Source organism: Streptomyces sp. NPDC042336 (assembly GCF_055581985.1).
The window spans coordinates 388,083-412,710 of sequence record NZ_JBVJEA010000003.1 but is presented as its reverse complement, the minus strand read 5'-3'; the positions used below and the strand labels follow the sequence as shown (position 1 = coordinate 412,710).

The following is a 24,628-nucleotide window of genomic DNA, read 5'->3' as shown; positions in this document are numbered from 1 at the left end:
TATGAATTATCGAGTGAGGCCAAGGCGTCCCGGCGAGGCACCGATCACACACGGGGGCCGCGCCGCCCCGGTGAACCGGTGCCGGCCGCCCGCCCGGCGACCTGGTCCAGGTCTTCGACCGCCTTCGCCAGGAGATCGAGCATGGCGAGTTCGGCTCGGGGGGCGTCACCGTCGCGCACGGCATCGAGGACGGCACGGTGGCTGGGCACGGGGTCCCCGACGGACGCATGGGCATGGACGAGGCGGTCCCGCTCCCGCAGGCCCGGTTCGAGCAGCATGTCCATGCGGGCCAGCATCTCGTTGCCGGTTGCCACCAGCAGCGCGCGATGGAAGGCCGCGTCGGCCTCGGCCGCGTCGGACGAGTCCGTTCGGGCCCGCCCCATGAGGCCGAGCGCCGCCTCCAGGGCGTCGAGGTCGGCGTCGGTCCTGTGCAGGGCGGCACGGTGGGCGGCGGCGGGCTCGATGATGGACCGGACATCGGCGAGGTCCCCCATCAGATCCTCGCCGGCGCCTCCTTCGACGCGCCACCGGATGACATCGGCGTCGAGCAGGTTCCAGTCCTTGCGCGCCCTGACGAAGGTGCCTCGCTTCTGCCGCGCGTCGACGAGCCCCTTACCAGCGAGGACCTTCAGCGACTCCCGCATGACGGTCAGACTGACGTCCAGCTCCTCCCCCAGCGCCCGTACGTCGAGCGTGGTGCCCTCGGGGACGGCGCCACCCACGATGCGCGCTCCGAGCGACTGGACCACCTGTCCGTGCACGCCGCGGGTGCTGTAGGCCGCCATGCCGCCATCTCCTTGACATCGGGCGCGCGAGGCGCGCGGTGGTGGGCGCCGCGGGCACGGACGCGGGCCCATGGTAACGCCGCGCATTATTTATTAATACATCTTGACAGCTCCCTGAGCAGCACCGTCACGTACGGGCGGGACCCCGGGCAGCTACATCGCCTGCTCCCACCAGCCGCGCGTGTCGACGTCCGCGGCGTCCGCCAGCGCCTCCAGTTCGGCGATCTCCTCGTCGCCCAGCTCGACGCCCCGAGCCCGGACCAACCCGTCGACGTGAGCCGCCTTCGTGACCCCGACGATCGGGGTGGTCCCCTTGGCGACGGCCCAGGCGGTGGCGACATCGGCGGCGGACGCGCCCCGGTCCCTGCCGATCGCCTCCATCCGGTCCGTCAGCTCCCGCAGCCGGGGCAGGACGCCGTTGTACACGGCCGCCCGGCTGCTCCCCTCCGGCAGCGGGTTCACCGGGCTGTACCTGCCGGTCAGCGCTCCTTGCTCGAGGACCATGTACGAGAAGAACCGCACGTCGTGCTCGCGGCAGTGGTCGAGGATGCCCGCGCGCTCAGAGCCCCGGTACAGGAGGCTGTAGTGGTTCTGGACCGCCTCCACGCGGAAGCCGGCCTCGCCGAGGATCCGATCGGCGAGAGCGATCTGGGCCACGTTGTGGTTGGAGACGCCGATGTGCTTGATCTTTCCGCTCCTGAGCAGCGGGATCACGGACGGCGTCCATCGAGCCACGTCGGCGGGATTGTGGATCCAGAAGAGATCCACGTAGTCGGTACGCAGTCGGTCGAGGCTCTGGTCCAGCATGTCCGCGACCGGATCGTCGCCGTCGCCCGCCAACTGCGGGGTGAACTTCGTCGACAGCTGGTACTCGCCGCGGGGAAGTCCCGACAGCGCCCGGGCGAGGACGCTCTCCGACCGGCCCAGGCCGTACGCCACGGCGGTGTCCCACAAGGTGAACCCGTTCGACTGCGCCTTCTCGACGACCTCCCGCAGCCCGGACTCGCTCAGCCGGCTGCCGAAGTAGCCGTCGCCGGCCTCTCCGCTGTCCCCCCAGGCCCATGTGCCCAACGCCACCGCCGGCACCGTCAGCGCCTTGCTCGTCATGTCTTGCCTCCGCTGTTCGCTCTCACGACCGTGTCGGAACGGCCGAACCCCAGGAGACCGCGGTCGCCACGACCGGAGAAGGCCGTGTCCATGGGGGGTACAAGCTCGACCCCCCTCACGCCCTGACCGGCGATTAGCATGCATGACATGGACCAGCAGCCCGGGAACCGCGGCGACGTCCGGGACTTCCTCGCCGGCCGGCGTGCCAGGATCACCCCCGCGCAGGCCGGACTGCCTACCAGCGCCCGCCGCCGGGTCGCCGGGCTGCGGCGCGAGGAGGTCGCCGTCCTCGCCGGCGTTAGCACGGAGTGGTACACGCGGCTGGAGAAGGGCCACATCGGCGGCGTGTCCGAAGACGTCCTCGACGCGGTCGCCCGTGCCCTGCGGCTGGACGACGACGAACGCGCCTACCTGTTCGAGCTGGCCCGGTCGTCGCGGCACGCGCATCGCACACCGTCGCGTCGCAGGGACGTCGAGGTCCCGCGCCGGGTCCAGTGGCTGCTCGACTCCATGACGATGTCCTCGGCGTTCGTACGCAACGGCCGCACGGACATCGTCGCCGGCAACGCCCTGGCCCGAGCCCTGCTCGCGCCGCTGTTCGACAGCGCCACCACCGACGAGCGCGGCCGTCCCAACATCGCCCGCTACATCTTCCTCGACCCCGGTGCACACGACTTCTTCCCCGACTGGGACGCCGCCGGTGCCGCCACCGCCGCCCTGCTGCGCGCCGAGACCGGGCGCGAGCCCCACGACCGGGCACTGCGCGAACTCGTCGGCGAGCTGTCCACCCTCAGCCCCGAGTTCCGCGGCCAATGGGCCGCGCACGACGTCCTGATGCGCCACGACGGCGTCAAACGGCTCCAGCACCCCCACGTCGGTCACCTGGAACTGACCTTCCAGTCCCTCGACCTCCCCCTGTCGTCCCGAGCCGTGCACGACCTGATCGTCTACACGGCCGAGCCCGGCACCCCGTCCGAGGACCGGCTCAAGATCCTCGCCAGCTGGGCGGCCACGCGATCCCGGACGGCACGGCCCACCCGCCGTTCTCCTCGGACCGGGCCGCTCTGATCCGTCGCGGTCGCCCCGGCCGGGTTCATGCCGGCGGTCGCCTCCGGCCCCCCACGACGGGGCGAACCGGCACACCGCGTCATTCCGGACCGACGCGGAACTCGAATTCCGGGCGATCCCACGGCACGGCCGGCGGGCTCGCCCGTACGGTCCCGGTCCGCACCGCGCCCGCGCGGTGGTAGAAGCCCTCGGCGGGAGGATGCGACACGACCTTGACACGGTCGAGCCCGGCGGCACGGGCCTCGGACTTCATGTGCGCGACGAGCAGCCGTCCGATCCCCCTTCCCTGCGCTCCGTCGGCGACGAACAGCAGGTCGAGCTCGGGCGGTGCGAGGACGAGCGAGTAGAACCCGAGGACCCGGCCTCCGCCCTGGTCGGCGTCGACGGCCACGAAGACGCGGTGGGCCTCGATGTAATCGGGTCCGACCCGGTAGTCCACGACCGCGGCAGCGTACTCGTCCGCGTAGGCGCCCGAGTCACGCACGAGCCGCGTGAGCCGCCTGGCATCCCGTGCGACGGCCCTCCGTATCGTGACCGCCCGGCCGGCCGGGGAAGTCCGTGACCTCATCGGGAGAGTATTTCGTACCGGCTTGTGCCGTCGTGCGGCGGGTCGGCTGCCCGGCCGGCTGCCCTCCGGCCGTCGGAGGATCACCACCGGACGCAGGACGTCACCCCTGTGCGTGCGGGCGGACGCGCACGGGAAGCGAGGCCCAGGAGCGCGGGGTGTTGTTGAGGTGTCGCCTCGGCTCGCCGGCGAGTTCGAGGTGCCCGACGCGGCGGGCGAGCGCGGCCAGCAGGGACTCCGCCTCCGGGCGGGCGACGTGCCGGCCGACGCACTGGTGGATGCCCATGCCGAAGCCGACGTGACCCGACGGATCGCGGGTGAGGTCGAAGCGGTCGGGTCGCTCCAGCGGTCCGGGTCGCGGTCGGCGGCCGCCCGGATCCGGGCGGCCGAAGCCGTCCTCGCTCGACGCCTCGCGGGCGCACTGGGCGTTCACCCAGGCCGACAGGTCCCCGACCCGGTGCGCGTCGGCTTGGACAAGGGCGTTGCGCGGTCCGAAGGCGTTGAAGGCCGTGTCGCCGTAGGGCAGCAGGTTCTCCCGTGCGGGCCGAGGCCGACGGCGTCGGGGAGGACCCGCAGGGGGAACGCCTTCGCGAGGGCCTCGAAGGCGTCGTCCGTCGTCGGGTCAGGCCGCCGCCCCGATGTCCGCGGTGTCCGGGCATGACGCTGCTGACCGCGGACCGTCCGCCGACCGCCGTGATGACGGGCGCGGACGTCGCCGCGCTGGGCGTCTACCGCGCCGCGCACGAACTCGGCCTGCGCATCCCGCGGGACCTGTCGCTCGTCGGCTACAACAACACCGCGCTCGCCGCCCTGGCACCCGTGCAACTGACCAGCGTGGACCAGGCGGGACACACCATGGGGTCCGCCGCCGCCCGGATGCTCGTCGAACGCGTCGAGAGCCGGAGGGACCGGCCCATGCAGACCACGATGACCCCCCGTCTGGTGGTGCGCTCCACCACCGGCGCGCCGCAAGGGCGCCAGGCGCCCTGACCCGCGGGGCTGTCCGCGCGGCTGACCGGTGGCCGGCCGCCGAGTGCGGTGTGGCGGCAGGATGAAGGGGACGGCACGGGGAACGAGCACGGCGAGACTCCGGCCGGCGGTACGGGGACAGGGGCCCCGGGGACGAGGATCGTCCGGCTGCCGGAGAAGACGTCGAGCGTGAACGGCGCCGACGGGCCCTGTCCGAGCATGCATCCTGCCGGGCGCCCTGCCCACCCCTGCCGCCATTCACCTTGCGGATGGAATCCATCCGTCCTGTGGATGACGTCCCTGTTCACGTGCGCCGGGCGTCGTCCACGTGCGGCGGGCGCCGCTCACCCCCGGGCTCGTCCGCCATCCGTCTGCCGACCCGCGCGGCCGTCTCACGCAGCCAGATGTGGGCCGCGTCGTGGGTGTGCACCGGGTGCCACCACAGCGCCTCCCGCAGGGGCACCGCCTCGTAGGGCGGCTCCACCACGCGTACGGCGGCGAGCGGCGCCAGGAGCCGGGCGAGGCGGGCCTGGATCAGGCCGATGCGCCGGGTTCCGCTGATCAGCAGCGGCATGATCTGGAAGCTGTCGACGGAGACCTCGACGCGGGGCTCGATGCCCAGCATGCCGAGCTGGCGGACGGCCGGGGCGTCGTAGGTGCGCTGGTAGGTGACCCAGGGCAGCCGGGCCAGGTCCTCCCGGGTCAGCCGGTCGTCGACGCTCGGGTGGTCGTCGGCGACGAGGAAGACCCACCGGTCCTGGTAGAGGTCGGTGGCGGGGAAGTCGCTGATGACGCCGTGCGGCATGAGCAGGCCGTCGGTGGCGCTGAGCAGGGTGTCCGTGGCGTCCACCACGGTGGTCGGCGTCTGGGCGAAGCGCAGCCGGATGCCGGGGGCCTCCTGGTGCACGACCCGGGCGAGTTCGGCTCCGAAGACGGCGACCGCGTAGTCGGACGCCACGAGTTTGAACTCACGGCTCTCACTGGCGGGGTCGAAGTCCGCCTGGCTGGCGAAGAGGCGTTCCAGCAGCTCGTAGGCGGTGGAGGCGCGGTCGAGGAGGACCTGTCCGAGGGCGGTGAGTTCGTAGTGGCCGCCGACCCGGGCCAGCAGGTCGTCGTCGAAGTGCCGGCGCAGCCGGGAGAGCGCCGCGCTCATCGCCGGCTGGCTCAGGCCGACGCGCTGCCCGGCGCGGGTGACGTTGCGCTCCTCCAGCAGGGCGCGCAGGGCGACGACGAGGTTGAGGTCCAGGCGACTGAGATTCACGGCGGTTTTCCTAGCTGTCCTGCGACGACCTGCACGAATTCGGCGGATGGATGGCCGTCATCCACGGAATCTATTTCCCTGATCACGGGTGGCGAGTCCACATTAGTGCCATCGCAATCAGGAGGACATGTCCGTGAAACCTGAAGCCGCGTCCGCCCCCTTCGCCGGACCCTTCGCCCTGGCCACCCTTTCCGCTCCCGAGGGCCCCGCCTTCCCCGCTCTCGTCAATCCCGACGCCCAGGTGATCGATCTGCGGTCCGCCCTGGGCGACGCCTCGCTGACCGTGCGGGGGGTCCTGGACGACTGGGACGCGGTGCTGCCGAAGCTGACCGCACTGGCCGGCGCCGCCGGCCCCGTACGCGGGCCGCTGGCGCAGTTCCGGGCGCACGCTCCGGTGGAGCCGCGCCAGGTGTTCCAGTCGGGGGCCAACTACCGGCAGCACGTGATCGACCTGCACGTCGCCCACCGGGCCCCGGACGACGACCGGCCGGAGGAGGAGCGGCGCGCGGAGGCGGCTGACATCATGGACCGGCGGGCCGCCGAGGACCTGCCGTACGTGTTCATCGGGCTGCCGAGCGCGATCACCGGGCCCTACGACGACGTCGTACTGCCCACCTGGGCCGAGAAGCCCGACTGGGAGCTGGAGCTGGCCGCGGTCATCGGCCGCCCGGCCCACCGGGTGTCCGTCGAGGAGGCCCTCGGCCACGTCGCCGGGTACACCATCGCCAACGACCTCACCGACCGCGCCACCGTCTTCCGCCGGGACATGCCGCAGATCGGCACCGACTGGCTGCGGAGCAAGAACGCGCCGGGATTCACCCCGCTCGGCCCCTGGATCGTGCCCGCCGCCTCCCTCGCGGACCCGGGCGACCTGCGCCTCACGCTGAAGCTCAACGGCGAGACCATGCAGGACGAGTCCACCGAGGACATGATCTTCAACGTGGCGCGGATGGTGTCCTACGCCTCGCAGACCGCCCAGCTGCTGCCCGGCGACCTGGTGCTCACCGGCTCCCCGGCCGGCAACGGCATGCACTGGGGCCGGCTGCTGCGTGACGGCGACGTCATGGACGCCTCCATCACCGGGCTCGGCGCCCAGCGCACCCGCTGCGTGGCGGAGGTGACCCGGTGACGCCGGACCGCACCGACCCCGAGGGCTCGATCGCCCGGACCGCGAAGGCGTGCTCCAACTGGAACCGCTGGGGCGAGGACGACGTGCTCGGCACGCTCAACTTCCTCGACGGGACCAAGCGCCGCGAGGGTGCCGCACTGGTCCGGCGGGGCGTCAGCTTCTCGCTCTCGCAGCGCTTCGACATCGACGGCCCGCAGAAGGGCTGGCGCCGCCGCACCAACCCGGTGCACACCATGCTGGACACCGGCACCGACGCCGCCCTCGGCAACCAGGGCCTGCCGCACGGCATCGGCGGCGCCGACGACGTCATCGCGATGCCGCTGCAGTGCTCCACCCAGTGGGACGGGCTCGGCCACATCTTCGACCACGGCAAGGCGTGGAACGGCCGTCCCGCCGAGCAGGTCGTCACCTCCGACGGCGACCTGGTCACCGGCATCGAGCACATGGCCCCGCACGTCGCCGGACGCGGGGTGCTCCTGGACGTCGGCCGGGTCGTCGGCGAGGACGGGGAGCTGCCGGACGGCTTCGCGATCACCGAGGAGCACCTGACCGCGACGGCCGAGGCGCACGGTGTGCGGGTAGGGCGCGGCGACATCGTCCTGGTCCGCACCGGCCAGCTCGCCCGGGTGCGCCGCGACGGCTGGGGCGACTACGCCGGAGGGGCGGCCCCCGGCCTGTCGTTCACCACGGCCGGCTGGCTGCACGGCAGCGAGATCGCCGCGATCGCCACCGACACGTGGGGCTTCGAGGTCCGACCGAACGAGTTCGAGCACGCCTTCCAGCCGCTGCACCAGGTCGCCATCCCGCACATCGGCCTGCTGATCGGCGAGATGTGGGACCTGGACGCGCTCGCCGCGGACTGCGCCGCCGACGGTGTGTACGACTTCTGGCTCACCGCGGCTCCCCTGCCCATCACCGGGGCCGTCGGCTCACCCGTCAACCCGATCGCCGTCAAGTAACCAGCGGAACAAGGGAGTTCCCCATGAGCAAAGCCCGTAAGGTCCTGGTGATCGGCGGGGGCGCGGCCGGCAACGCCGTGACGGTCCTGCTGGACCGGGCCGGCCTCCAGGTGGACCTGATCGAGGCCAAGGACGACTGGAACGCCACCGCGGGCTCCGGCATCACCCTCCAGGGCAACGCCCTTCGCGTCCTGCGCGAACTCGGGGTCTGGGAACAGGTGGAGGCGTCCGGTTTCGGCTTCGGCTCGGTCGGCATCACCGCCCCCGACGGCACCGTCCTGCACGCCCAGGACGACCTGCGCACCGGCGGCGACGACCTGCCCGCCACCGTCGGCATGCAGCGCCCCCGGCTCCAGCAGATCCTCATCGACGCCGTGCGCGCCGGCGGCGCCACCGTCCGTCTCGGCACCACCGCCGAGATCCTGGACCAGGACGCCGAAGGCGTCTGCGTCCGCTTCAGCGACGGCGCCGAGGGCCGCTACGACCTCGTGGTCGCCGCCGACGGCCTCGGTTCCGCCACCCGCGCCGCGATCGGCATCACGGACAAGCCCGAACCGACCGGCATGGCCATCTGGCGCATCGCCGCCCCGCGCCCCGCCGGCGTGACCCGCACCGACCTCGCCTACGGCGGCCCGGCCTACATCGCCGGCTACTGCCCCACCAGCGACACCACCCTCTACGCGTACGTCGTCGAGGCCAACCGCGACCGCGCCGCGATACCGCCCGAGTCGTACGCGGACGAGATGCGCCGCCTCACCCGGCACTACGGCGGCTGCTGGCCGGAGATCACCGAGCACATCACCGACCCGGCGAAGGTCAACTACACCTGGTTCGACCGGCTGCTGGTCGAGGGGTCCTGGCACCGCGGCCGCGTCGTTCTCGTCGGGGATGCCGCGCACTGCTGTCCGCCCACCCTCGCCCAGGGCGCCGCGCTGTCCCTGGAGGACGCCTGGGTGCTCGCGCAGATGCTGACCGGGTCCGACGAGTGGGACGACGCCCTGTTCCAGGCGTACCACGACCGGCGGATCGCCCGCGTCCGCCCGGTCGTCGAGGCGTCCGTGCAGATCGGGCAGTGGCAGCTCGACGGGGTGCGCGACGCGGACGTGCCCGGCCTGATGGGCCGCACCATGACCATGCTGAGGGAGCTGCCGTGACCGCAGTGGACACACCCACCGTGGACGTGCACGCCCACGTCCTGCTGCCCGAGGTCGAGGCGCTGGTCGCCGGTCTGCCCGGACACGCCGAGGCCAAGGAGCTGGACGCCCGGCGCAACGGCCCCGACGCCCTCGCCGTCAGCGGCCCCATGGTGCGCGAGCGCATCCCGAGGCTGACCGACCCGGCCGTGCGGCTGGCCGCGATGGACGCCCAGGGCGTGGACGTCCAGCTGGTCAGCCCTTCCCCCTCGCACTACCACTACTGGGCCGACGAGCACACCGCCGAGAAGCTGTACCGGCTCGCCAACGAGGCCACGGCCGCGCACTGTTCGGCCGCCCCCGAGCGGCTGCGCGGACTCGGGCTGGCCCCGCTCCAGCATCCGGAGCAGGCGGTCCGCGCCCTGGACCACGCCCGGCGCCAGGGCCTGGCCGGGGTGGAGATCTCCAGCCACGCCCCCGGCCGCGAGCTGTCCGACCCGGCCTACGAGCCCTTCTGGTCCCGGGCCGAGGAGACCGGCGCGCTCGTCTTCCTGCACCCCTTCGGCTGCACCCTCGACGAGCGGCTGGACCGGTGGTACCTGTCCAACACCGTCGGCCAGCCCACCGAGAACGCCGTCGCCCTCTCCCACCTGATCTTCTCCGGTGTCCTCGACCGGCACCCGGGCCTGCGGCTGATCGCGGCGCACGGCGGCGGCTACCTGCCCACCCACATCGGCCGCTCCGACCACGCCTGGTCGGCCCGCACCGACGCGGGCGCCGGGTGCGCGCACCCGCCCAGCAGCTACCTGAAGCGGCTGTACTTCGACTCCCTCGTCCACGACCCGTACGTGCTGCGGGAGCTGGTGCGGGCGGCCGGGGCCGACCGGGTGCTGCTCGGCTCGGACTTCCCCTTCGACATGGGCACCGAGGACCCGCTCGGCGCCCTGCGCGCCGCACGACTGCCCGAGGCCGACTTCCACGCCGTCCGGGGCGGCAACGCCGCCGCCCTCCTCCGGAAGGACTGATCATCATGCGTCTGCTCACCCACCTGCGGCACGTCGACCTCGCCGTGCCCGACTACGACAAGCAGCTCGACTTCTACGCCGGAGTCTGGGGCCTGACCAAGGTCGCCGAGGACTCCGGCATCTCCTTCCTGGCCGCCGAGGGCTCCCCGGAGCAGTACGTCGTACGGCTGCGCAAGGCCGAGGAGAAGCGACTCGACCTCGTCTCCTACGGCGCCGCGAGCCCGGCGGACGTCGACACCCTCGCCGAGCGGCTGCTGGCCGGGGGCGTGCAGTTGATCTCCCGGCCGGGCAAGGTCGACACCCCCGGCGGCGGTTACGGCTTCCGCTTCTTCGACGTCGACGGCCGCACCATCGAGGTCTCCGCCGACGTCGAGGTCAGGCAGCACCGCAAGATCGAGGAGAAGGAGTCCATCCCGGTCAAGCTCTCCCACGTCGTCCTCAACTCCCCCGACCTGAACCGCACCCGCGAGTGGTACGAGCGGCACCTCGGCTTCGCCCTCTCCGACACGCTCAGCTCGCCGCACATGGGCGAGGTCATGCACTTCATGCGGATCAGCAACCAGCACCACTCGATGGCCATCGCGCAGGGCCCGCACACCGCCCTGCACCACGTCTCCTTCGAGATGCGCGGCCTCGACGAGTACATGCGCGGCTCGGGCCGGGTCATGCGGGCGGGCTTCAGGAAGATCTGGGGCCCCGGACGGCACATGGCCGGTGACAACACGTTCACGTACTTCCTCGACCCGCACGGCAACACCGTCGAGTACACCACCGAGCTGGAGAACCTGGACGAGGACACCTGGCACCCGCACGTCTACGACTTCTCCCAGCCCGAGGTCACCGACCAGTGGGGCACCGCCAACCCCATGAACGAACTCGTCGCCAAGGAGTCCTTCAACGACCCCGACCGCGGCGTGTTCGTCGCCCCGCCGGTCTGAACCACCCGGCCGACTCCGGGGACGCGGCCCGCGGTCCTGCCCCGACGCGCGCTGCCGCGTCCCCGGTATCCGGCGGCGAGACCGGCGGCAGGCCACGACCTCACGCGCGTCCCACTCCCCTGATCACACTCCGCTGGAGCCGCACCATGCGTTTCGCCGCCTACGAACACCGAGACCGTCACCGGGTGGCCGTCGTCGAGGAGGACGGCACCCTTCTCCCCCTGCCGGGCGTCACTTCCCTCACCGCACTGATCGAGGAGACCGACGGGCTCCCCGGGCTGCTCGCCGCCGGCGCCGCGGCCCTGGACGTCCCCCCGGGCCCGCACGTCTCCCAGGTCCGCCTGCTGCCTCCGCTGCGGCCCGCCTCGGTGCGGGACTTCGTGACCTTCGAGGAACACGTGGAGGGGGTGCGCCGGTCCGTGGAGGGCACCGGCGGCGTCCCCGAGCAGTGGTACGCGGCGCCGACCTTCTACTTCACCAACCCGCACGCGATCTACGGCCACCGGGACGGCATCCCGGTGCCGCCCGGCTCGGCCGTGCTCGACTTCGAGCTGGAGGTGGGCGCCGTGATCGGCCGGGAGGGCCGGAACCTCACCCCCGAGCAGGCCCGCGACCACATCGTCGGCTACACCGTCTTCAACGACTGGTCCGCGCGGGACCTCCAGGGCGCGGAGATGAAGGTCGGCCTCGGCCCCTGCAAGGGCAAGGACACCGCCACCACCCTCGGCCCCTGCCTGGTCACCGCGGACGAACTGGAGCCCTACCGGGACACCGACGGCTTCCTGCGCCTGGCCCTCACCGCCGAGGTCAACGGCGAGAAGGTCGGCGAGGACCTGCTGTCCCACATGAGCTGGACCTTCGAGGAGATGACCGCCTACGCCTCCCGCGGCACCCGCGTCGTCCCGGGTGACGTCCTCGGCTCCGGCACCTGCGGCAACGGCGGCTGCCTGGCCGAACTGTGGGGGCGCCGCGGCGAGCAGACCCCGCCGCCGCTGAGGCCGGGCGACACCGTCACCCTGACCGTCGAGGGCATCGGCACCCTCGTCAACACCGTCGTCCCCGGCGTCGAGCCCATCCCGCTCCCCGCCGGCCGGCGCCGCTCCCGGGAGCGGCCGTGAGCGGCCCGCACCCCAAGAGGCTGCTCGGCAAGGTCGTCGTCGTCACCGGTGCCGCCCGCGGACAGGGCGCCGCCGAGGCCGAGTTGCTCACCCGCGAGGGCGCCCGCGTCATCGCCGCCGACGTGACCGAGGCGCCGGGCTGCCGTCGGCTCGACGTCACCGCCGAGCGGGACTGGGCGGAACTCGCCGCCGAGCTGCGGGAGTCGTACGGGCAGGTGCACGGCCTGGTCAACAACGCCGGCCTCACCTGGCGGGCCCGCCTCGGCGACGTGCGCCCCGAGGACATGGCCCGCGTCCACGCGGTCAACGTGACCGGCCCGCTGCTCGGCATCCAGCACCTGGCCCCGCTCATGCCGCCCGGCTCCTCGGTCGTCAACGTCGGCTCCTCGGCGGCCCTCACCGCGCACTACCCGGTCGCCTACACCACCAGCAAGTGGGCGCTGCGCGGCCTGTCGAAGACCGCCGCCCTGGAGCTGGGCCCGCGCGGCATCCGCGTCAACACCATCCACCCCGGCTACATCGAGACGGAGATGACCGCCTCCGCCGCGCCCGCCTTCCGCAAGGCCAACATCAAGGAGACGCCGCTCGGCCGCACCGGCACGGTCGGCGAGGTGGCGCCCCTCGTCGTGTTCCTGCTGTCCGACGACGCGTCGTTCATCAGCGGCGCGGAGATCCCGGTCGACGGGGGCATGACCGCGCACGGCGGCGTCAAGTCCGTCTCCGACGCCCTGCGGGAGGCGGCGCCGTGAAGCGACTGACGGGCAAGGTGACGCCGATCTCCGCGCAGACCCAGAACCGAAAGGCAGTTGGCACGTGAACAAGGTCCGTCCCGGCGCCGCCGAAGCGGTCGCCGACATCCCCGACGGCGCCTCGCTCGCCGTCGGCGGCTTCGGCCTCAGCGGCGTCCCCGAAGTCCTGATCCGCGCCCTGTACGAGCGGGGCACGAGCGGCCTGGAGGTCGTCTCCAACAACTGCGGCGTCGACGGCCGCGGTCTCGGCGTCCTGCTCCGCGCCGGCCGTATCGCCCGCGTCACCGGCTCCTACGTCGGCGAGAACAAGGAGTTCGCCCGCCAGTACCTCGGCGGCGAACTCGAAGTGGAACTGACACCGCAGGGCACGCTCGCCGAGCGGCTGCGGGCCGGCGGCGCGGGCATCCCCGCCTTCTACACCCCGGCCGGCGTCGGCACCCAGGTCGCGAACGGCGGGCTGCCGTGGCGCTACGCGCCCGACGGCACCGTGGCCGTCGCCTCCCCGCCCAAGGAGACGCGCGACTTCGGCGGGCGCGCGCACGTCCTGGAGCACGGCATCACCACCGACTTCGCCCTCGTCCGGGCCTGGCGCGGCGACCACCACGGCAATCTCGTCTTCCGCCGGGCCACCGCCAACTTCAACCCCCTCGCCGCCATGGCCGGCCGCGTCACCGTCGCCGAGGTCGAGGAACTCGTCGAACCGGGCGCGCTGCGGCCCGACGAGATCCACCTGCCCGGCATCTACGTCCAGCGGGTCGTCGCCCTCACCGCCGGCCAGGCCGCCGACAAGCCGATAGAGAAGAGGACCGTACGCCCGTGAGCTGGACCCGCGACCAGATGGCCGCCCGCGCCGCCGCCGAACTCACCGACGGCTCCTACGTCAACCTCGGCATCGGCCTGCCCACCCTGATCCCCGGCCATCTCCCGCCCGGCGTCCACGTCGTCCTGCACTCCGAGAACGGCATCCTGGGCACCGGTCCCTACCCCACCGAGGACGAGGTCGACCCCGACCTGATCAACGCCGGCAAGGAGACCGTCACCGTCCTGCCCGGGGCGTCCTTCTTCGACTCCGCGCTCTCCTTCGGCATGATCCGCGGCGGCCACATCGACACCGCCGTCCTCGGTGCCATGCAGGTCTCCGCCCGCGGCGACCTGGCCAACTGGATGATCCCCGGCAAGATGGTCAAGGGCATGGGCGGCGCCATGGACCTCGTGCACGGCGCACGGCGCGTCATCGTCCTCATGGAGCACACCGCCAAGGACGGCACCCCCAAGATCCTGGACGAGTGCGCTCTCCCCCTCACCGGCGAGCGGTGCGTCCACCGGATCATCACCGACCTCGGGGTCCTCGACGTCACCGACCAGGGCCTCGTCCTGGTCGAGACGGCTCCCGGCGTCACCGTCGAGGACATCACCGCCCGGACCGGCGCCCGATGCCACCGCACTCCGCTCCGTGGCCCGGACACCGCCGACGACGGCAAGGACTGACCGGCGTCCCCGGCGGCGACGGTCCGAACGTGCCCACCCGTCGCCGCCGGTGTCTCACACGGTCCGTTCGGGGAGCGTCGGGAGCACCTTCTCGGCGATGCCGAGCAGGGCGCCGTCGTCCGGGAGGGCTCCGGACGTGCTCCACACGGTGATGTCGTAGTAGCCGCCCCGGTCCTTCGCGTCGAAGGCCACGGACAGGCTCCGGGCCAGGGGGCCCTGTTCGACCGGTCCGCCGGAACCGCCGCTCCCCAGGGCGATCTCGATCCTCATGGTGTGGTCCGAGGCGAGGACCGCGGGCCGGCCGAGGACGGAGAGCGTCCTGACGTCCGTCTCCTCGCCGTACTTCATCAGCTTGACGTACTGGGCGATCGACAGCTTGTTGTACGTGGCCGAGACGTTCACGGTGTACGTGTCGAACTGGACCTCGGCCTCCGGCTGGGCGATCTTCCCGTCGGTCAGCGGGGCGGTGTTGCTGGTGCCGGATGCCACGGTCACGGTCTCCGCGGGCGTGCCGAGGAGTTGGGCCAGGTCGGACCTGTTGAGCGCCCTGCACAGCTCGTCGCCTGTCACGGCCCGGGGCGTCTTCTTGTAGGCGCCCGGCAGTTCCTCGTCCTCCCCGCTCGGACACGAGGCGGCCTGCGGTGTGCTGCCGTCGTCGGAGGGCAGCAGCTTCGGGCCCAGCCACAGTGCGGCGCCGAGTGCCGCGAAGACGGCCACGGCCGCGACCGCCTGACCCCACGCGTTGGGTTCCTTCTCCGGGGCGGCGGGACGCTGCTCGGCCGGACGCTGCCGTTGCGGTTGCGGTTGCGGCTCGGCGGCGGTGCCGTCCGCCGTCTCGTCCGGGGCGGCCGCCGGGCCGGGGGCGCGGCGTGCGCGCAGGGCCTTGACCACCGTGTGGACGCGGGCCGCGGTGGCCAACAGGAACACCAGGCCGATACCGGCCGCCAGCCATTCGCCGTCGCGGTGGGCGAGGTACATGATGCGCACGCCGAAAACCGACCCGACCAGGATGAGCAGGGGCTCACGGACCCAGAAGGGCAGCAGACGGACGAGGAAACCGAGCATCCGGCGATCTCATCAGGCCAAGATCGCGTGTGCTGTGACGGAAGCCATAGTTCCGGCTCGCTACCCAACCGTGATGGAAGGGGGCACGTGGGGCCGGGCGCTCCCCTCCCGTCGCCCCCGCCCCGTTGCGTATCTGACTGGCACGTCAGTCAGATACTCAATGCACCCGCGCTTCAGCGGTTTTTCCTGGCGAGTGCGTTGAGTTTTTCGCAATACGCGCCTAAGGTCGTGGCCCGTGGAGACCGACGACGCACCCGACGACGTCCCCGGCGGCGCACCGACCGCCGACACCGCCGCCCGCGCCCGCGTCCGCGTCCGCGAGGTCATCGCGGCCGCGGGCGTCAGCCAGCGCGAGTTCGCGCGCCGTGTCGTCATGGACCCGTCCAAGCTGTCGCGTTCCCTGAGCGGCACCCGCCGCTTCACGGCCGCGGAGCTGGCGCGGATCGCCGACGAGGCGGGGGTGGACGCGGGCTGGCTGCTCGGCACCCGGTCCGGTGGGAAGACCACGGCGCCGTCCGCCGGGGTCGAGGGCGGGCGGCCGCTGCAGATCGTCCGCGAGACGGTCCGGCTGATCGCGGAGCACGGCTTCCACGCGGTGCGGGTCGCCGACATCGCCCGCGCCTGCGCCACCAGCAGCGCCGCGATCCACTACCACTTCCCCGGCCGCGCCGAACTCCTGGAGGCGGCCGTGCGCTGGTGCATGGACGAGGACACCGCGCGCCGCGCCGCCCGTCTCGCCGAGGCGGACGACGCGGCGGCGGAGCTGCGCCAGCTCATCGCGCTGCAGACACCGCGCACCGCACAGCAGCGCCGCCAGTGGGCGGTGTGGCTCGACCTGTGGGCCGAGGCCGCGCGCTCCACCGCGGTGGGCCGACTGCACTCCGAGTACTACCGGCAGTGGCGGGAGACCGTCGCGGACGTCGTACGCCGAGGTGTCGCGCAGGGCGTGTTCCGCGCCGGGCTCGATCCGCGGGCGGCGGCGCTGACGCTCACCGCGCTGATCGACGGCCTGGCGACGCACGTCCTCTCGGTGGGCGGACCGTCGGCCGACAGTGCCGCCGACGCGATGCACGCGGCGCTGACCACCCATGTCTCCGAGACGATCCTGGCCCCCTAGACCGGAAGCGGGCCCAGCAGCGACACAGACCCCGACCACGGGAGTTCCCGCATGCCCATGACCGAGAACGTCATCATCACCTGCGCGCTCACAGGCGCCGGCGACACCGTCCGCAAGAGCCCCCACGTCCCCGTCACCCCGGAGCAGATAGCCAGGAACGCCGTGGAGGCGGCCGCCGCCGGGGCGGCCGTCGTCCACATCCACGTACGCGACCCGGAGACCGGCGACCCGTCCCGCGACCCGAAGCTGTACCGGGAGGTCGTCGAGCGCGTCAAGGAGACGGGCACCGACGTCGTCATCAACCTCACCGCCGGCATGGGCGGCGATCTGGTCATCGACCCGGACGACCCGCTCACCCACCTCCCCGGCACCGACCTCGTCAGCGGTCTGGAGCGGCTTCCGCACGTCGAGGACCTGCTTCCCGACATCTGCACGCTGGACTGCGGTTCGCTCAACTTCGGCGACGGCTCGAACCTCTACGTCTCGACGCCCGACATGCTGCGGGCGGGCGCGCGGCGGATCCAGGAGCTGGGCGTGCGGCCCGAGCTGGAGATCTTCGACACCGGTCAGCTCTGGTTCGCCAAGCAGCTGCTCGCGGAGGGCCTGCTCGACGAGCCGACGGTGTTCCAGTTGTGCATGGGCATCCCGTGGGGCGCGCCCGCGGACCCCGGAGTGCTCCAGTCGATGGTCCACATGCTTCCCGAGGGTGCGCGCTGGGCGAGCTTCGCCCTGGGGCGGATGCAGATGCCGTGGGTCGCGCAGTCCATCCTGCTCGGCGGCCACGTCCGCGTGGGCCTGGAGGACAACCTGTACCTCGGCAAGGGCGACAAGGCCACCAACGCCCAGCTCGTCGAGCGGGCCGTGACCCTCACCGAGTCGATGGGCGCACGCGTCGCGACGCCGGACGAGGCCCGCGCCACCCTCGGCCTCAAGCCGCGCGAGTAGTCCGCCGGTCCGCCCAGACGACGAAGGGTCCTTCCCCCATGAACCCACCCGAGACGGCCTCACCCGAGACGACTTCCCCCGAGCCCAACTCACCCGAGAACGTCCGCCGCGTCGCCTGCGTCGGCGCCGGAGTCATCGGCGGCGGCTGGGTCGCCCACTTCCTGGCGCGCGGCTACGACGTGACCGCCTGGGACCCGGCGCCCGACGCCGCGCGGAGGCTGCGCCGCCTGGTCGACGCGGCGTGGCCGACGCTCACCCTGCTCGGCCTCGCCGAGGGCGCGTCGGCCGACCGGCTCACCGTGACCGACACTCTCGAACAGGCCGTTGCCGAGGCCGACTTCGTCCAGGAGAGCGCTCCGGAGAAGCTCGGCCTCAAGCGTGAGCTGCTGGCCCGCCTGGACGCGGCGACACCGCCCGGTGTCGTCATCGCCTCCTCCACCTCCGGCTATCCGATGACCGACATGCAGACGGCGGCCGCCGACCCGTCGCGCCTGGTCGTCGGGCACCCGTTCAACCCGCCCTACCTCATCCCGCTGGTCGAGGTCGTCGGCGGCGAGCGCACCGACGCGGCGGCGGTCGCCTGGGCCTCCCGCTTCTACGAGGTCGCGGGCAAGTCCGTCATCACGATGGACAACGAGGTGCCGGGGTTCATCGCGAACCGCCTCCAGGAGGCCCTGTGGCGCGAGGCGCTGCACATGGTCGCGAACGGTGAGGCGACGGTCCGGGACATCGACCTGTCGATCACCGAGGGCCCGGGACTGCGCTGGGCGGTGATGGGGCCGATGCTGACCTTCGCGCTCGCGGGCGGCGAGGGCGGCATGGCGCACATGCTGGACCACTTCGGCCCGTCCCTGAAGTCGCCGTGGACGCGCCTGGAAGCACCGGAGCTGGACAAGGAGTTGCACGACGCCGTGGTGGCGGGCTGCGACGAGGCGGCGGACGGCCGTACCCTCGCGGACCTGGTGGCCGAACGCGACCGGGGCGTCGTCGAGGTGCTGCGCGCCACCGGCCGCCTGGACCGCGGGGAGGAGCCACGGTGACGAGGCTCCCCCTGTTCCGCAGCACGGTCCGCCCGGAGTGGGTCGACTACAACGGCCATATGAGCGAGGCCTACTACGTCCTCGTCTTCGGCCACGCCACGGACGCGCTGATGGCCGCGACGGGCCTGGACTCCGGCTACCGCGGGAGAACGGGCTGCTCCCTCTACACGGTCGAGTCCCACGTCCGCTTCCTGAGGGAGGTCCCCGAGGCCTCGCACCTCGCCGTCCGTACCCGGGTGCTGGGCGCGGCGGCCCGCAAGGCGCGCTTCGCGCACGAGATGTACGTGGTGTCCGGACCGGGGGCGGGGCCGTCGTCCGGCGCGGTCCCGGTGGCGACGACCGAGCTGCTCGGGGTCCACGTCGACCGGCGGTCGGGCCGGGCCGCCGCGTTCCCGGACGCGGTCCGGCGCCGCGTCACGGACCTGACCGAACCGGCTCCGGATTGGGCGGGCCGCTCGATCCCCGCGGTGGCCTAGACCTATTTTGTCTAGACCTCTTGCCCGCCCGTGACGCGCAGGCTACGTTTCCCGCTGTTCGGAGTCCTCCAAATTTCCTTCAACTCCCTTGACGTGCAAGGCTGGAAGGAGCATGTCCGCATGCAGGACCGGAGTCTGTCCAGACGGACCGTTCTCGCCTCCGCGACCGTGGTCGCCGCGAGCACGGCGGGCGCCGTGGGGGTGACGGCCACCCCCGCGGCCGCGCACGGGCGCGACCACCGCCTCAAGAAGATCATCTCCAGGATGAGCACCGAGGCGAAGGTCGGCCAGCTGTTCGTCCCCTACTTCTACGGTACGTCGGCGACCTCCCCCAGCCAGTTCGACCAGGACCGCAACCTCAGGGAACTCGGCGTCCGCTCCGTGGCCGAGCTGATCGCCAAGTACCACATCGGCGGTGTCATCTACTTCTCCGGCTGGGCGAACAACATCCAGGACCCCCGCCAGGTCGCGGACCTGTCCAACGGTGTGCAGCGGTCCTCGCTCGCCCTCCCCACCCCCGTGCCGTCCCTGATCTCCATCGACCAGGAGCACGGGGCCAACGTCCGCATCGGCAGCGGCGCCACCCAGTTGCCGGGTGCGATGGCGCTCGGCGCGGGCCGCTCGCTCTCCGACGCGCGCGCCGCCGGGCGCATCTCGGGCACCGAACTCGCCGCCCTGGGCATCCATCAGAACTTCGCCCCGGTCGCCGACGTCAACGTCAACCCGGCCAACCCCATCATCAACGTCCGGTCCTTCGGCGCCGACGCGCGCGAGGTCGGGCGCATGGTGGCGGCCCAGGTGACGGGCTATCAGCAGACCGGCGTGGTGGCCTGCGCCAAGCACTTCCCCGGCCACGGCGACACCGGGCAGGACAGCCACACCGGACTGCCGGTGATCACCCACACCCGCGAGGAGTGGGACCGCGTCGACGCCCCGCCCTTCCGGGCCGCGATCGCCGCCGGCGTCGACTCGATCATGACCGCGCACCTCCAGGTCCCCGCGCTCGACCCCAGCAACGAGCCGGCCACCCTGTCGCCCGCCATCCTGAAGGGCGTGCTGCGCGGCGAACTCGGCTTCGACGGCGTGATCGTCACCGACGCCCTCAACATGGCCGGCGTGCGCACCAAGTACGGCGACGACCGCGTGCCCGTCCTCGCCCTCAAGGCCGGCGCCGACCAACTGCTGTTCCCGCCCGACATCGACGTCGCCTACCACGGCGTCCTGGCCGCCGTGCGCAGCGGGGAGATCACCGAGGACCGGCTCGACGAGTCGGTCCTGCGCATCCTGCGGATCAAGGACAAGGCCGGCCTGTTCAGCGGCAGCCCCTACACCTCCCGCGAGGAGGTCGACCGGGTCGTCGGCGCCCGCGGGCACCGGCTCGCCGCCGCCCGGATCGCCGAGCGCACCACCACCCTGCTGGTCAACGAGGACGCGGCGCTCCCGCTGCGGAGCAGACAGCGAAAGCTGCTCGTGACCGGCGCCGACCCGGCCTTCCCGACCGACGACACCCGCACCACGGTGCCCGAGCTGGCCCGGGCGTTCGAGGAGCTGGGCTACCGCACCACCCACCTCGCCACCGGCCGGGAGCCCGACGCGGCGGAGATCGACGAGGCCGTGGCCGCCGCACGGGGACGGGACGCGGTGATCGTCACCACCGACAACGTCGGCCCCACCAGTGCCCAGCGCACCCTGGTGTCCCGGCTGCGCGCGACGGGCGTCCCCGTCGTCCACCTCGCGGTGCGCAACCCCTACGACATCGCCCACCTCGGCGACGTCCCGGCCTCCCTGGTCTCCTACTGCTGGACCGAGGTCGAACTGCGGGCCGCCGCCCGGGTGATCGCCGGCCGGGTCGAGCCGCGCGGCAAGCTGCCCGTTCCCGTCCAGCGGGCCGACGACCCGACCCAGGTCCTCTTCCGCTCCGGACACGGGCTGTCGTACGACGACTGACGCCGCCCGCTCCGTCCGCGCCGCGACCGCGGGACCGTCAGCCGACCGGGCGTTCCAGGGCCGACTCCGACCCGGTCCCGGTGCTCTCGCCCTCCGAGGCGGACTCGGTGCTCTCGCCGAGGAAGCCGCCGGACTGGTGCTGCCACAGCCTGGCGTAGGCGCCCTGAGCCGCGAGCAGTTCATGGTGTGAGCCCTGCTCCACGACGCGTCCGCGGTCCAGGACGACGAGGCGGTCCATGCCGGCGACGGTGCTCAGGCGGTGCGCGACCACGAGGGCCGTGCGTCCGTCCATCAGTCGCCACAGGGCGTCCTGGACGAGGAGTTCGCTCTCCGAGTCCAGGGCGCTGGTCGCCTCGTCGAGCAGCAGGACCGGAGCGTCCCGCAGGACCGCCCGGGCCAGGGCGACACGCTGACGCTGGCCGCCGGACAGCTTCACCCCCCGCTCCCCGACCAGCGTGCCGAAGCCGTCGGGGAGCTGTTCGGCGAACTCCGTGACGTGCGCTGCCGCGGCGGCCGCGTGGATCTCCTCGTCGGTGGCCCCCGGCCGGGCAAAGGCGATGTTGTCCCGCAGGCTGCGGTGGAACATGGCGGGTTCCTGCGGGACGTAGGCGATCAGGGAGCGCAGGTCGGTCTGGCGCAGCCGGCTGATGTCCTGACCGCCGATCAGGATGCGTCCGTGGTCGATGTCGGACATCCGCAGCAGGAGCCGGGTGAGCGTGGTCTTGCCGCCGCCGGACCTGCCGACCAGGCCGATCCGGGCGCCCGCGGGCACGTCCAGGGCGAGTCCCTGGAAGATCGGCTTCGCACCCGTGTGGGCGAAGGTCACCGCCTCGAAGCGGATGCCGGTGTCCCGCGGCGCGAGGGGTTCGGGCGCCTCGGCGTCCAGCACGGTGGGCGGGTCCAGGAGCAGCTCCGTGAACTGGGCGGCCTCGGTCATCGAGCTTTCCAGCCGCCGGTAGATCTGGTTGAACTCGAACATGATCTGGGTGGCGTTGGAGTAGTAGGTGAAGGCGACGACGACCTCCTCCACCCCCTGCCCCGGGCCGCCGAAGGCGATGGCGACCAGCAGGCCCAGCACGTTGGTCAGTACGGACATGGGTGCGATCAGGGTGTCCACGCGCAGGTTGCCGTAGTCCCACGACCTCAGGGTCAGGCGCCGGGAGTCCGCGACCCGGCTGCGGTGTTCGTCGGCCTCCCGCCGCTCGGCCGCGAAGGCCCGGATGGTCTCCATGTTCATGAGGCTGTCGGCGACATGGCCGGAGACCAGGGCGACAGCGGCCTCCCGGGCGTTGACGAGCCTCTGCCGACGGCGGATCAGCGGGGTCGCGGCCGCCGCCGTCAGCGCGATCATGACGAACAGGCCGACGACGAGCATCGGTTCGTAGCTCCAGAGCACGACGGCACCGAACACCAGGGGGACGAGACTGCCCACGATCCGGTACGTCAGGGTGTCGACGAAGTCCTCGAAGCGCTTGCCGTAGCTGAGCACCCGTTTGGTCAGGGAGCCCGCGAAGTTGTCGTGGAAGAACGCGGCGTCCTTGGCGAGGAGTTCGTCCATGCCGCGCACGTACAGGTGCTCCATGCCGAGGGCCTCGACGCGGTTCAGACAGTGCTGCCCGATCCGCCAGACGGTCTCGGCGAGCAGCAGCGTCACACCGAAGCCCAGCACGTACGGCAGCGCCGGGCCCAGGGCGAGGCCGCCCTCGTCGGCGGCCTGTCCGGCCAGCTTGGCGATCAGCAGCGGAGCGACGTAGCGGATGCCGATGTTGCCCACGGCCGGCAGCAGCAGCGCGGGCAGGGCCAGTCGTCGTAGTCGCAGCAGTTCCCGGCCGTAGTGGCGCAGCGCCAGGACGACCGCGCTCCTGCCCGGCGCCGGTCCTCGCGTATCTGTTGTCCCCATCACACCCCCGGAGGTTCGGAAGCGGGAAGTTTCCCGTCGGACGGGGGTCACAGTCCAGGCAATTACCGCGCACCGTCGAGAACCGGACACCGCGGGATCACCCCGGACGGGCTACGCAACGTGACATTGTATAGTGAGGGGTCGTTGGCTGGACGGACGCAGGAGCACGGATGCCGCACCTCACCTCGCGGGCGATCTCCGTCCAGACCCATCTGCGCGATCAGGTCGCCGACGCGCTGCGGGCCGCCCTCATCGCCGGTGACCTGCGTCCCGGTGTGGTCTACTCCGCCCCCACCCTCGCCGCCGAACTGGGCGTCTCCGCCACCCCGGTGCGCGAGGCCATGCTGGACCTGGCCCGGGAGGGCCTGGTCGAAGCGGTGCGCAACAAGGGGTTCCGCATCACCGAGATGACCGAGCGGGACCTCGACGAGTTCACCGAGATCCGGACCCTGATCGAGGTTCCCACCGTGGGCCGCGTCACCGCGACCGCGACCGCCGGGCAGTTGGAGGCGCTGCGTCCGCTGGCGCAGCAGATCGTCACCGCGGCCCGGGAGCACGACGTCCTCAAGTACCTCGAAGCCGATCACCGCTTCCACCTCGAACTGCTGGCCCTGGCCGGCAACCACCACCTGGTGGAGGTGGTGGCCGACCTGCGCAAGCGTTCCCGCCTGTTCGGGCTGGGCAGCCTCGACGAGGCGGGGCGGCTGGTGGCTTCCGCCCAGGAGCACGTCGACCTGCTGGACCTGATGGTGGCCGGCCGCGGCCAGGAGGCCGAGGAGTGCATGCGCACCCATCTCGCGCACGTCCGCACGCTCTGGGCGGACGGCACCGCCGGGTCCGTCAGAGGGTGAAACCCGCCGGGTAGGGGTCCGAGGGGTCGAGCAGGTACTGCGCGGTCCCGGTGATCCAGGCGCGGCCGGTGACGGACGGCAGGACGGCCGGGCGGTCCCCGACCGTGGTCTCCCCCAGCACCCGCCCGACGAAGCGGGAGCCGATGAAGGACTCGTTGACGAAGTCCTGACCGGCGGGCAGCAGACCGCGGGCGTGCAGCTGCGCCATCCGGGCGCTGGTGCCCGTGCCGCAGGGCGAGCGGTCGAACCAGCCCGGATGGATCGCCATGGCGTGCCGCGAGTGCCGGGCGGTCGATCCGGGGGCCTCCAGGTAGACGTGGTGGCACACGTCGATCTCCGGGTTCTCCGGGTGGGACACCGTGTTCTGCTTGTTGATCGCGCCCATGACGGCCAGTCCGGCGTCGAGCAGCGGCTGCTTGTGTGCCCGCCCGAAGGGGATGCCGAGGTCGTCGGTGCGGACGAAGGCGTAGAAGTTGCCGCCGTAGGCGATGTCGTACCGCACCGCACCGTATCCGGGGACGTCCACGACCTGGTCGAGTGCGTGGCAGTACGAGGCGACGTTCTCCAGGGTCACCGACTCGGCGTGGCCGTCGCGCACCCGCACCCGGGCCGTGACCAGTCCGGCCGGGGTGTCGAGCCGCACCAGGGTCTCCGGCTCGGTCACCTCGACCATGCCGGTCTCGACGAGGACCGTCGCGACCCCGATGGTCCCGTGCCCGCACATCGGCAGGCAGCCGGAGACCTCGATGAAGAGCACGCCGTAGTCGGCGTCGGGCCGGGTGGGCGGTTGCAGAATGGCCCCGGACATCGAGGCGTGCCCGCGCGGTTCGCACATGAGCAGGGTGCGCAGGTGGTCGCGTTCGGCGACGAAGCGCTGCCGTTTCTCGAACATCGTCGCGCCGGGGAGGACGCCCACCCCGCCCGTGATCACGCGGGTGGGCATTCCCTCGGTGTGCGAGTCGACGGCGTGGTAGCAGACCGTCGAACGCATCG

Annotated in this window: 25 protein-coding genes; 17 read left to right on the top strand and 8 right to left on the bottom strand. The window is 72.3% G+C overall.

Annotated elements, in window-relative coordinates:
* Positions 1-44 precede the first annotated feature (44 nt).
* Entirely contained in the window at positions 45-785 is a 741-nt protein-coding gene (locus ACZ6IM_RS10520) for a FadR/GntR family transcriptional regulator (protein ID WP_469555820.1), read from the bottom strand.
* Between the two features lie 153 nt (positions 786-938).
* On the bottom strand, positions 939-1,892 hold the full coding sequence (locus tag ACZ6IM_RS10515) for an aldo/keto reductase (protein WP_469555817.1): 954 nt from the start codon (positions 1,890-1,892) through the stop codon (positions 939-941).
* Positions 1,893-2,039: 147 nt separating this feature from the next.
* Here ACZ6IM_RS10515 and ACZ6IM_RS10510 point away from each other — a divergent pair, with 147 nt between their 5' ends.
* Positions 2,040-2,960: a helix-turn-helix transcriptional regulator gene (locus ACZ6IM_RS10510; RefSeq protein WP_469555814.1), complete on the top strand. Its 921-nt coding sequence runs from the start codon at positions 2,040-2,042 to the stop codon at positions 2,958-2,960.
* Between the two features lie 79 nt (positions 2,961-3,039).
* On the opposite strand, the gene ACZ6IM_RS10505 is transcribed toward ACZ6IM_RS10510, so the two are convergent.
* Together ACZ6IM_RS10505 and ACZ6IM_RS10500 are read right to left on the bottom strand one after the other, a co-directional pair.
* Positions 3,040-3,528, bottom strand: a complete 489-nt coding sequence (locus tag ACZ6IM_RS10505; protein ID WP_469555811.1) for a GNAT family N-acetyltransferase — start codon at positions 3,526-3,528, stop codon at positions 3,040-3,042.
* Between the two features lie 100 nt (positions 3,529-3,628).
* Entirely contained in the window at positions 3,629-3,958 is a 330-nt protein-coding gene (locus ACZ6IM_RS10500; RefSeq protein ID WP_469555808.1) for a cytochrome P450, read from the bottom strand.
* A gap of 224 nt (positions 3,959-4,182) precedes the next feature.
* On the opposite strand from ACZ6IM_RS10500, the gene ACZ6IM_RS10495 reads away from it, so the two are divergent.
* Entirely contained in the window at positions 4,183-4,515 is a 333-nt protein-coding gene (locus ACZ6IM_RS10495) for a substrate-binding domain-containing protein (protein WP_052837623.1), read from the top strand.
* 283 nt (positions 4,516-4,798) lie between these two features.
* On the opposite strand, the gene ACZ6IM_RS10490 is transcribed toward ACZ6IM_RS10495, so the two are convergent.
* Entirely contained in the window at positions 4,799-5,755 is a 957-nt protein-coding gene (locus ACZ6IM_RS10490; protein ID WP_469555805.1) for a LysR family transcriptional regulator, read from the bottom strand.
* 127 nt (positions 5,756-5,882) lie between these two features.
* On the opposite strand from ACZ6IM_RS10490, the gene ACZ6IM_RS10485 reads away from it, so the two are divergent.
* The 9 genes from ACZ6IM_RS10485 (at position 5,883) to ACZ6IM_RS10445 (ending at position 14,294) form a co-directional block, all read left to right on the top strand.
* On the top strand, positions 5,883-6,884 hold the full coding sequence (locus ACZ6IM_RS10485; protein WP_469555802.1) for a fumarylacetoacetate hydrolase family protein: 1,002 nt from the start codon (positions 5,883-5,885) through the stop codon (positions 6,882-6,884).
* Positions 6,881-7,843 carry a cyclase family protein gene (locus ACZ6IM_RS10480; RefSeq protein WP_052837620.1) on the top strand — a complete coding sequence of 321 codons (963 nt, stop codon included), beginning with the start codon at positions 6,881-6,883 and terminating at the stop codon, positions 7,841-7,843. The genes ACZ6IM_RS10485 and ACZ6IM_RS10480 overlap by 4 nt, the downstream gene beginning before the upstream one ends.
* Before the next feature lie 23 nt (positions 7,844-7,866).
* On the top strand, positions 7,867-8,997 hold the full coding sequence (locus tag ACZ6IM_RS10475; protein ID WP_469555799.1) for an FAD-dependent oxidoreductase: 1,131 nt from the start codon (positions 7,867-7,869) through the stop codon (positions 8,995-8,997).
* Positions 8,998-9,002: 5 nt separating this feature from the next.
* On the top strand, positions 9,003-10,001 hold the full coding sequence (locus ACZ6IM_RS10470) for an amidohydrolase family protein (protein WP_469555930.1): 999 nt from the start codon (positions 9,003-9,005) through the stop codon (positions 9,999-10,001).
* A gap of 5 nt (positions 10,002-10,006) precedes the next feature.
* A complete protein-coding gene (locus tag ACZ6IM_RS10465; RefSeq protein WP_052837617.1) occupies positions 10,007-10,939 on the top strand; it encodes a VOC family protein in 933 nt (310 codons plus the stop codon).
* A 146-nt stretch (positions 10,940-11,085) separates the two neighbouring features.
* Positions 11,086-12,057 (top strand): fumarylacetoacetate hydrolase family protein, encoded by a 972-nt coding sequence (locus ACZ6IM_RS10460; RefSeq protein WP_469555795.1) that lies wholly within the window; start codon positions 11,086-11,088, stop codon positions 12,055-12,057.
* Complete coding sequence (locus ACZ6IM_RS10455) at positions 12,054-12,806, top strand: SDR family NAD(P)-dependent oxidoreductase (protein WP_469555792.1); 753 nt, start codon at positions 12,054-12,056, stop codon at positions 12,804-12,806. Before ACZ6IM_RS10460 ends, ACZ6IM_RS10455 begins: the two co-directional genes overlap by 4 nt.
* 64 nt (positions 12,807-12,870) lie before the next feature.
* Complete coding sequence (locus ACZ6IM_RS10450; protein WP_052837614.1) at positions 12,871-13,626, top strand: CoA transferase subunit A; 756 nt, start codon at positions 12,871-12,873, stop codon at positions 13,624-13,626.
* Positions 13,623-14,294, top strand: coding sequence for a CoA transferase subunit B (locus tag ACZ6IM_RS10445; protein WP_052837613.1), 672 nt, complete (start codon positions 13,623-13,625; stop codon positions 14,292-14,294). The genes ACZ6IM_RS10450 and ACZ6IM_RS10445 overlap by 4 nt, the downstream gene beginning before the upstream one ends.
* Before the next feature lie 54 nt (positions 14,295-14,348).
* On the opposite strand, the gene ACZ6IM_RS10440 is transcribed toward ACZ6IM_RS10445, so the two are convergent.
* Positions 14,349-15,359 carry a DUF6215 domain-containing protein gene (locus tag ACZ6IM_RS10440; protein ID WP_052837612.1) on the bottom strand — a complete coding sequence of 337 codons (1,011 nt, stop codon included), beginning with the start codon at positions 15,357-15,359 and terminating at the stop codon, positions 14,349-14,351.
* 235 nt (positions 15,360-15,594) lie between these two features.
* Between ACZ6IM_RS10440 and ACZ6IM_RS10435 the strand changes: the two genes are divergently transcribed.
* The 5 genes from ACZ6IM_RS10435 (at position 15,595) to ACZ6IM_RS10415 (ending at position 20,884) form a co-directional block, all read left to right on the top strand.
* The gene (locus ACZ6IM_RS10435) at positions 15,595-16,476 is read left to right on the top strand and encodes a TetR/AcrR family transcriptional regulator (RefSeq protein WP_469555788.1); all 882 of its coding nucleotides are present in this window, start codon (positions 15,595-15,597) and stop codon (positions 16,474-16,476) included.
* A gap of 51 nt (positions 16,477-16,527) precedes the next feature.
* A complete protein-coding gene (locus ACZ6IM_RS10430; RefSeq protein ID WP_469555786.1) occupies positions 16,528-17,421 on the top strand; it encodes a beta-keto acid cleavage family enzyme in 894 nt (297 codons plus the stop codon).
* A 38-nt stretch (positions 17,422-17,459) separates the two neighbouring features.
* Positions 17,460-18,461, top strand: coding sequence for a 3-hydroxyacyl-CoA dehydrogenase NAD-binding domain-containing protein (locus tag ACZ6IM_RS10425; protein WP_469555785.1), 1,002 nt, complete (start codon positions 17,460-17,462; stop codon positions 18,459-18,461).
* Positions 18,458-18,937: a thioesterase family protein gene (locus ACZ6IM_RS10420; protein ID WP_052837609.1), complete on the top strand. Its 480-nt coding sequence runs from the start codon at positions 18,458-18,460 to the stop codon at positions 18,935-18,937. The genes ACZ6IM_RS10425 and ACZ6IM_RS10420 overlap by 4 nt, the downstream gene beginning before the upstream one ends.
* A 120-nt stretch (positions 18,938-19,057) precedes the next feature.
* Positions 19,058-20,884 carry a glycoside hydrolase family 3 protein gene (locus tag ACZ6IM_RS10415; protein WP_469555783.1) on the top strand — a complete coding sequence of 609 codons (1,827 nt, stop codon included), beginning with the start codon at positions 19,058-19,060 and terminating at the stop codon, positions 20,882-20,884.
* A 37-nt stretch (positions 20,885-20,921) separates the two neighbouring features.
* Here ACZ6IM_RS10415 and ACZ6IM_RS10410 read toward each other — a convergent pair whose 3' ends face one another.
* Complete coding sequence (locus ACZ6IM_RS10410; RefSeq protein WP_052837607.1) at positions 20,922-22,784, bottom strand: ABC transporter ATP-binding protein; 1,863 nt, start codon at positions 22,782-22,784, stop codon at positions 20,922-20,924.
* Between the two features lie 170 nt (positions 22,785-22,954).
* On the opposite strand from ACZ6IM_RS10410, the gene ACZ6IM_RS10405 reads away from it, so the two are divergent.
* On the top strand, positions 22,955-23,635 hold the full coding sequence (locus ACZ6IM_RS10405) for a GntR family transcriptional regulator (protein ID WP_052837606.1): 681 nt from the start codon (positions 22,955-22,957) through the stop codon (positions 23,633-23,635).
* Here ACZ6IM_RS10405 and ACZ6IM_RS10400 read toward each other — a convergent pair.
* Positions 23,625-24,626 (bottom strand): proline racemase family protein, encoded by a 1,002-nt coding sequence (locus ACZ6IM_RS10400; protein ID WP_469555780.1) that lies wholly within the window; start codon positions 24,624-24,626, stop codon positions 23,625-23,627. The genes ACZ6IM_RS10405 and ACZ6IM_RS10400 overlap by 11 nt on opposite strands.
* Between the last annotated feature and the right edge of the window lie 2 nt (positions 24,627-24,628).

Coding starts and splice junctions, on each gene's coding strand:
- ACZ6IM_RS10520 (WP_469555820.1), bottom strand. CDS start 785: ATGGCGGCCTACAGCACCCGCGGCGTGCACGGACAGGTGGTCCAGTCG.
- ACZ6IM_RS10515 (WP_469555817.1), bottom strand. CDS start 1,892: ATGACGAGCAAGGCGCTGACGGTGCCGGCGGTGGCGTTGGGCACATGG.
- ACZ6IM_RS10510 (WP_469555814.1), top strand. CDS start 2,040: ATGGACCAGCAGCCCGGGAACCGCGGCGACGTCCGGGACTTCCTCGCC.
- ACZ6IM_RS10505 (WP_469555811.1), bottom strand. CDS start 3,528: ATGAGGTCACGGACTTCCCCGGCCGGCCGGGCGGTCACGATACGGAGG.
- ACZ6IM_RS10495 (WP_052837623.1), top strand. CDS start 4,183: ATGACGCTGCTGACCGCGGACCGTCCGCCGACCGCCGTGATGACGGGC.
- ACZ6IM_RS10485 (WP_469555802.1), top strand. CDS start 5,883: ATGTCCGTGAAACCTGAAGCCGCGTCCGCCCCCTTCGCCGGACCCTTC.
- ACZ6IM_RS10475 (WP_469555799.1), top strand. CDS start 7,867: ATGAGCAAAGCCCGTAAGGTCCTGGTGATCGGCGGGGGCGCGGCCGGC.
- ACZ6IM_RS10465 (WP_052837617.1), top strand. CDS start 10,007: ATGCGTCTGCTCACCCACCTGCGGCACGTCGACCTCGCCGTGCCCGAC.
- ACZ6IM_RS10460 (WP_469555795.1), top strand. CDS start 11,086: ATGCGTTTCGCCGCCTACGAACACCGAGACCGTCACCGGGTGGCCGTC.
- ACZ6IM_RS10440 (WP_052837612.1), bottom strand. CDS start 15,359: ATGCTCGGTTTCCTCGTCCGTCTGCTGCCCTTCTGGGTCCGTGAGCCC.
- ACZ6IM_RS10430 (WP_469555786.1), top strand. CDS start 16,528: ATGCCCATGACCGAGAACGTCATCATCACCTGCGCGCTCACAGGCGCC.
- ACZ6IM_RS10425 (WP_469555785.1), top strand. CDS start 17,460: ATGAACCCACCCGAGACGGCCTCACCCGAGACGACTTCCCCCGAGCCC.
- ACZ6IM_RS10415 (WP_469555783.1), top strand. CDS start 19,058: ATGCAGGACCGGAGTCTGTCCAGACGGACCGTTCTCGCCTCCGCGACC.
- ACZ6IM_RS10410 (WP_052837607.1), bottom strand. CDS start 22,784: ATGGGGACAACAGATACGCGAGGACCGGCGCCGGGCAGGAGCGCGGTC.
- ACZ6IM_RS10405 (WP_052837606.1), top strand. CDS start 22,955: ATGCCGCACCTCACCTCGCGGGCGATCTCCGTCCAGACCCATCTGCGC.
- ACZ6IM_RS10400 (WP_469555780.1), bottom strand. CDS start 24,626: ATGCGTTCGACGGTCTGCTACCACGCCGTCGACTCGCACACCGAGGGA.